Origin of the sequence: Pseudoalteromonas sp. GW168-MNA-CIBAN-0100, from assembly GCF_040309225.1 — a bacterium.
Classification (GTDB): Bacteria; Pseudomonadota; Gammaproteobacteria; order Enterobacterales; family Alteromonadaceae; genus Pseudoalteromonas; species Pseudoalteromonas arctica.
In genome coordinates this window covers 1-263 of sequence record NZ_JBEOOL010000695.1, presented here as the reverse complement: position 1 = coordinate 263, position 263 = coordinate 1, and the positions used below count along the sequence as shown (strand labels likewise).

The following is a 263-nucleotide window of genomic DNA, read 5'->3' as shown; positions in this document are numbered from 1 at the left end:
TGAATAGCCAGTGCCAAAATCATCAAGATACAGTTTGAAACCAGCAGCCTGTAAGCTTTTTAGTTGCTTAGCCGCTTTGTATTTATCTTCTAATAGCGTGTTTTCTGTAATTTCTAAACGAAGTTGTTGTGGTTTTATCTGTGCTTTTTCTAGTATGGAGCTGAGCTGCTGCGTTGTGTTGGCCTTTAAAATATGTTTTGGAGACAAATTTAACGATATGTAAAACAACGGGTTAATGTTCAAAAGTGGAGCAAGCTCAGTAA

Annotated in this window: 1 protein-coding gene; it reads right to left on the bottom strand. The window is 36.9% G+C overall.

The genetic code is table 11. The annotated features are described in order from the left end of the window. The coding region (locus AAEY62_RS23055; RefSeq protein WP_350636758.1) for an EAL domain-containing protein at nucleotides 1-263 on the bottom strand (263 nt) is incomplete at both ends.